5 protein-coding genes are annotated in these 4,750 nt (G+C 66.3%); all 5 read left to right on the top strand.

Annotation, left to right across the window (positions count from 1 at the left end; all coding sequences use genetic code 11):
• Positions 1 to 479 (top strand): GNAT family N-acetyltransferase (locus CVM52_RS23655; RefSeq protein WP_306372778.1); only part of this gene is annotated, 479 nt, incomplete at its 5' end.
• 157 nt (positions 480 to 636) lie between these two features.
• On the top strand, positions 637 to 1,635 hold the full coding sequence (locus tag CVM52_RS23660; protein ID WP_100164790.1) for a BMP family lipoprotein: 999 nt from the start codon (positions 637 to 639) through the stop codon (positions 1,633 to 1,635).
• Positions 1,636 to 1,637: 2 nt separating this feature from the next.
• Positions 1,638 to 3,206: an ABC transporter ATP-binding protein gene (locus CVM52_RS23665; RefSeq protein WP_100164791.1), complete on the top strand. Its 1,569-nt coding sequence runs from the start codon at positions 1,638 to 1,640 to the stop codon at positions 3,204 to 3,206.
• Between the two features lie 97 nt (positions 3,207 to 3,303).
• Positions 3,304 to 4,395: an ABC transporter permease gene (locus CVM52_RS23670; protein ID WP_100164792.1), complete on the top strand. Its 1,092-nt coding sequence runs from the start codon at positions 3,304 to 3,306 to the stop codon at positions 4,393 to 4,395.
• 22 nt (positions 4,396 to 4,417) lie between these two features.
• Positions 4,418 to 4,720 (top strand): hypothetical protein, encoded by a 303-nt coding sequence (locus CVM52_RS23675; protein ID WP_100164793.1) that lies wholly within the window; start codon positions 4,418 to 4,420, stop codon positions 4,718 to 4,720.
• Positions 4,721 to 4,750 lie beyond the last annotated feature (30 nt).

A 4,750-nucleotide genomic window follows, 5' to 3' on the forward strand; every position in this document is an offset into this window, starting at 1 on the left:
GCGCCGCTCTATATCCGCCCCGCCGATGCCGCGCCCTCGGCCGATCTGCCGCCGGTGCTGCTGGATTGATTCCCGCCGCCGACATGGCCGCGATCCATGCCGCCGCCAGCGACGACCGGCCGTGGAGCGCAGCGGAATTCGCCGCGCTGCTGGCCAGCCCCGGCTGTTTTGCCTCCGGCGATGTCCGCGCCTTTGCCCTGGTCCGGGTGATACTGGACGAGGCGGAATTGCTGACCATCGCCACCCGGCCGCAGCACCGGCGGCAGGGGCTGGCACGGGCGCTGATGGCCGACTGGCAGGCCGAGGCGGCGCGGCGCGGCGCCACCCGCGCCTTTCTGGAAGTGGCTGCCGACAATGCCCCGGCGCGGGCGCTGTATGAGGCCTGCGGCTATAGCCAGACCGGGCGGCGTCGCGGCTATTACCGCCGGGGCACGGGCGCGGCTGTCGATGCCCTGCTCATGGCACGGACCCTGCCCTAACGGCAGGCGTCAATCGCCGGGCAGCCTTCGAAAAATCGGTTGACCACCCGCCCCGCCTGCGGCCTTAATCTGAGTATCGCGGTGCCAGGCTGCGCCGGACCGGGCCAGGGGGTCACATCCCAGGCCCCAAGCAAACGATAAAACCGGGAGAGATTTCATGACTCTATTCAAGACCCTGAGCGGTGCCGCCGCCGGTCTGGCGCTGATTGCCGGCGCGGCCCATGCGGAACCTGCGATGATCTACGATCTGGGCGGCAAGTTCGACAAAAGCTTCAACGAAGCCGCCTATAACGGCGCCCAGCGCTGGGCCGAGGAAACCGGCGGCACCTATCGCGAGATCGAACTGCAATCCGAAGCCCAGCGCGAACAGGCGCTGCGCCGCTTTGCCGAGGCCGGCGCCAACCCGGTGGTCACCATGGGCTTTGCCATGGCCGACCCGCTGAGCACCGTAGCGCCGGATTATCCCGACACCAAATTCGTGGTGATCGATGTCAACTGGCTGGACGTGCCCAATATCCGCCAGGTCGCCTTTGCCGAACATGAAGGGTCCTATCTGGTCGGCATGCTGGCGGCGATGGCGTCGAAGACCGGCACGGTCGGCTTTGTCGGCGGCATGGATGTGCCGCTGATTCGCCATTTCGGCTGCGGCTATGCCCAGGGCGCCAAAGCGGTGAATCCCGATATCAACATCGTCGCCAACATGACCGGCACCACCCCGGCGGCCTGGAACGACCCGGTGAAGGGCTCGGAACTGACCAAGGCGCAGATCAGCCAGGGCGCTGACGTGGTCTATGCCGCGGCCGGCGGCACCGGTGTCGGCGTGCTGCAGACCGCGGCGGATGAGGGCATCCTGTCGATCGGCGTGGACAGCAACCAGAACTACCTGCATCCCGGCAAGGTGCTGACCTCGATGCTCAAGCGGGTCGATGTCGCGGTCTACGAGGCGATGAAGGCCGGCCCGGATGTGGAAACCGGCGTCTTCACCATGAGCCTGGCCGAGGACGGCGTGGGCTATGCGCTGGACGAGCATAACGAATCCCTGATCACCCCCGAGATGAAAGCCGCCGTCGACGAGGCGCGGCAGAAGATCATCGATGGCGAGCTGACGGTGGTCAGCTATTACGAGAACGACAGCTGCCCGGCCCTGAGCTTTTAAGCATGTCGGCGAGCAGCGCAGCGGAGCGGCAGGCAACTGCCGCTCCGGCGATTGAACTGAAGGGCATCTCCAAGGCCTTCGGCCCGGTCCAGGCCAACAAGGATATTTCCATCTCGGTGCAGCCCGGCACCATTCACGGCATCATCGGTGAAAACGGCGCGGGGAAATCCACCCTGATGTCGATCCTCTATGGCTTTTACAAGGCCGATGCCGGCGAGATCTTCATCGGCGGCAAGAAGACCGAGATCCCCGACAGCCAGGCGGCGATTGCCGCCGGCATCGGCATGGTGTTCCAGCATTTCAAGCTGGTGGAGAATTTCACCGTGCTGGAAAACATCATCCTCGGCGCCGAGGATGGCGGGCTTTTGAAACCGTCGCTGGCCAAGGCGCGCGGCGCGCTGATCGCGCTGGAGCGGGAATACGGGCTGAATGTCGATCCTGACGCGGTGATCGAAGAAATCGGCGTCGGCAAGCAGCAGCGCGTCGAGATCCTGAAGGCGCTGTATCGCGAGGCGCAGATCCTGATCCTGGACGAACCGACCGGCGTGCTGACCCCGGCCGAGGCGGATCAGCTGTTCCGCATCCTCGGGCGGCTGCGCGACGAGGGCAAGACCATCATCCTGATCACCCACAAGCTGCGCGAGATCATGGAGATCACCGACACGGTCAGCGTGATGCGGCGCGGCGAGATGACCGCGACGGTGAAAACCGCCGAGACCAGCCCCGAGCAGCTGGCCGAGCTGATGGTCGGCCGCAAGGTGCTGCTGCGGGTCGACAAGGTGCCGGCCAAACCGGGCAAGCCGGTGCTGGAGATCGAGAACCTGCGGGTGGTGGACGAGACCGGCGTCGAACGGCTGAAGGGCATCGACCTGACCGTGCGCGCCGGCGAGATCCTGGGCATTGCCGGGGTGGCCGGCAACGGCCAGTCCGAATTGCTGGAGGTGCTGGGCGGGATGCGCCGCGGCCACGGCCAGATCCGCGTCAACGGCCAGCCCCTCGCGGTGTCGCGCGGCGGCGCCGAAGGCCAGTCGCGCCGGGCGCGCGGCATCGCCCATGTGCCCGAGGACCGGCAGCGCGAAGGGCTGATCATGGAGTTTCACGCCTGGGAAAACATCGCCTTCGGCTATCACCACGACGCCCGCTATCAGCGCAACCGCCTGCTGATGAACAACCGGGCCCTGCGTGGCGACACCCAGGCGAAGATGACCAAGTTCGACGTGCGCCCGCCCGACCCCTGGCTGGCGGCAAAGAATTTTTCCGGCGGCAATCAGCAGAAACTGGTGGTTGCCCGCGAGATCGAGCGCAACCCCGACCTGCTGCTGGTCGGCCAGCCGACGCGCGGCGTGGATATCGGCGCCATCGAGTTCATCCATAACGAAATCGTGGCGCTGCGCGACCGCGGCAAGGCGATCCTGCTGGTCTCGGTGGAACTGGACGAGATCTTTTCGCTGGCCGACCGGATCGCGGTGATGTTCGACGGCCGTATCATGGGCGAACGGATACCCGACCAGACCGACGAAAAGGAACTGGGGCTGCTGATGGCCGGCATGACGTCGGAGGACGCGGCATGATGAATGCGCGGCGCCTGTCCCGGACGCGGGCAAGAATTTTTCAAAATTCTTGGCAAAAATCTTCCAAGATTTTTGCACCAGAACGAAAGGTGCGCGCATGGACGTGATGCCGAAATGGGCCGAGGTCATCCTGGTCCCGCTGATCTCGCTGCTGCTGGCCGCGATCCTGTCGGCGCTGGTGATCCTCGCCATCGGCGAGGATCCGGTGGCCGCGGTGCAGCTGATGGTCGAGGGCGCGCTGGGTTCGACCTATGGCTGGGGCTACACGCTCTATTACGCCACCAACTTCATGTATACCGGGCTGGCCGTGGCGGTCGCCTTTCACGCCCGCCTGTTCAATATCGGCGGCGAGGGCCAGGCCACGCTGGGCGGGCTTGGCGTGGCGCTGGTCTGCTTGATGATCCCCTGGCCGCATTGGACGCTGGCGCTGATCTTCGCGGCGCTGGGCGCGGCCCTGTTCGGCGCCGCCTGGGCGGCGATCCCGGCCTATCTGCAGGCCAAGCGCGGCAGCCATATCGTGATCACCACGATCATGTTCAACTTCATCGCCGCCGCGGTGCTGAACTACATGCTGGTCAATGTCATGCGCCCGGTCGGGTCGATGGATCCGGCCACCGCCCGCTTCCCCGAGGCGGCGCATCTGCCGACGCTGCATGAATTGCTGCTGCCGCTGGGCATCAATTTCTCCCGCGCGGCGCCGGCCAATGTCTCGCTGCTGCTGGCGGTGGCGGCCTGTGTCCTGGTCTGGGCGCTGATCTGGCGCACCCGGCTGGGATACGAGATCCGCGCCTATGGCCATTCCGAAAGCGGCGCGCGCTATGCCGGGATCTCGCCGGCGCGCATCATCATCATCACCATGCTGATCTCGGGGGCACTGGCCGGGTTGATGGCCACCAATAACGTGATGGGCGAGGCCGAACGGCTGGTGCTGAACGCCGCCGAAGGTGCCGGCTTTATTGGCATCGCGGTGGCGCTGATGGGCCGCTCGCACCCGTTTGGCGTGTTCCTCGCCGCGCTGCTGTTCGGCTTTCTCTACCAGGGTGGCGCCGAGCTGGCGCTGTGGACGACGATCCCGCGCGAACTGATCGTGGTGATCCAGGCGCTGGTGATCCTGTTCACCGGCGCGCTGGACAACATGGTGCGGATGCCGCTGGAACGGCTGTTCCTGGCCGCCCAACGCCGAAACTAGCCCGAACCGCCGGAGCCTCGCCATGATCGACGACCTTCCCAATCTCTTCCTCGCCTGGAGCATCCAGTTCACCGGCGTGGTCTCGCCCGGGCCGGGGGTGGCGCTGATCCTTGGCATCGCCACTGCACAAGGCAGGGGCGCGGCGCTGCGCTGCTGTCTCGGGATCGGCCTGGGCGGTCTGTTGCTGGCCGCGCTCACGGTGTTCGGGCTGGCCGCGCTGCTGGCCGAATGGCGCGGCGCGATGATCGCAGCGCCCGCGCGCACCAGCATCAACACTCCATCCCTGCTCGCCACCCCCCCCGTCTCGACCCGGATCTCGGCATAACGCGCGCCGAATACCCGCGCAGCCAGTTCG

It is taken from the genome of Pseudooceanicola lipolyticus, assembly GCF_002786325.1.
Classification (GTDB): Bacteria; Pseudomonadota; Alphaproteobacteria; order Rhodobacterales; family Rhodobacteraceae; genus Pseudooceanicola_C; species Pseudooceanicola_C lipolyticus.

Bases quoted from the DNA above. Each gene is read 5' to 3' on its own strand.
- CVM52_RS23660 (WP_100164790.1), top strand. From the start codon at position 637: ATGACTCTATTCAAGACCCTGAGCGGTGCCGCCGCCGGTCTGGCGCTG.
- CVM52_RS23665 (WP_100164791.1), top strand. From the start codon at position 1,638: ATGTCGGCGAGCAGCGCAGCGGAGCGGCAGGCAACTGCCGCTCCGGCG.
- CVM52_RS23670 (WP_100164792.1), top strand. From the start codon at position 3,304: ATGGACGTGATGCCGAAATGGGCCGAGGTCATCCTGGTCCCGCTGATC.
- CVM52_RS23675 (WP_100164793.1), top strand. From the start codon at position 4,418: ATGATCGACGACCTTCCCAATCTCTTCCTCGCCTGGAGCATCCAGTTC.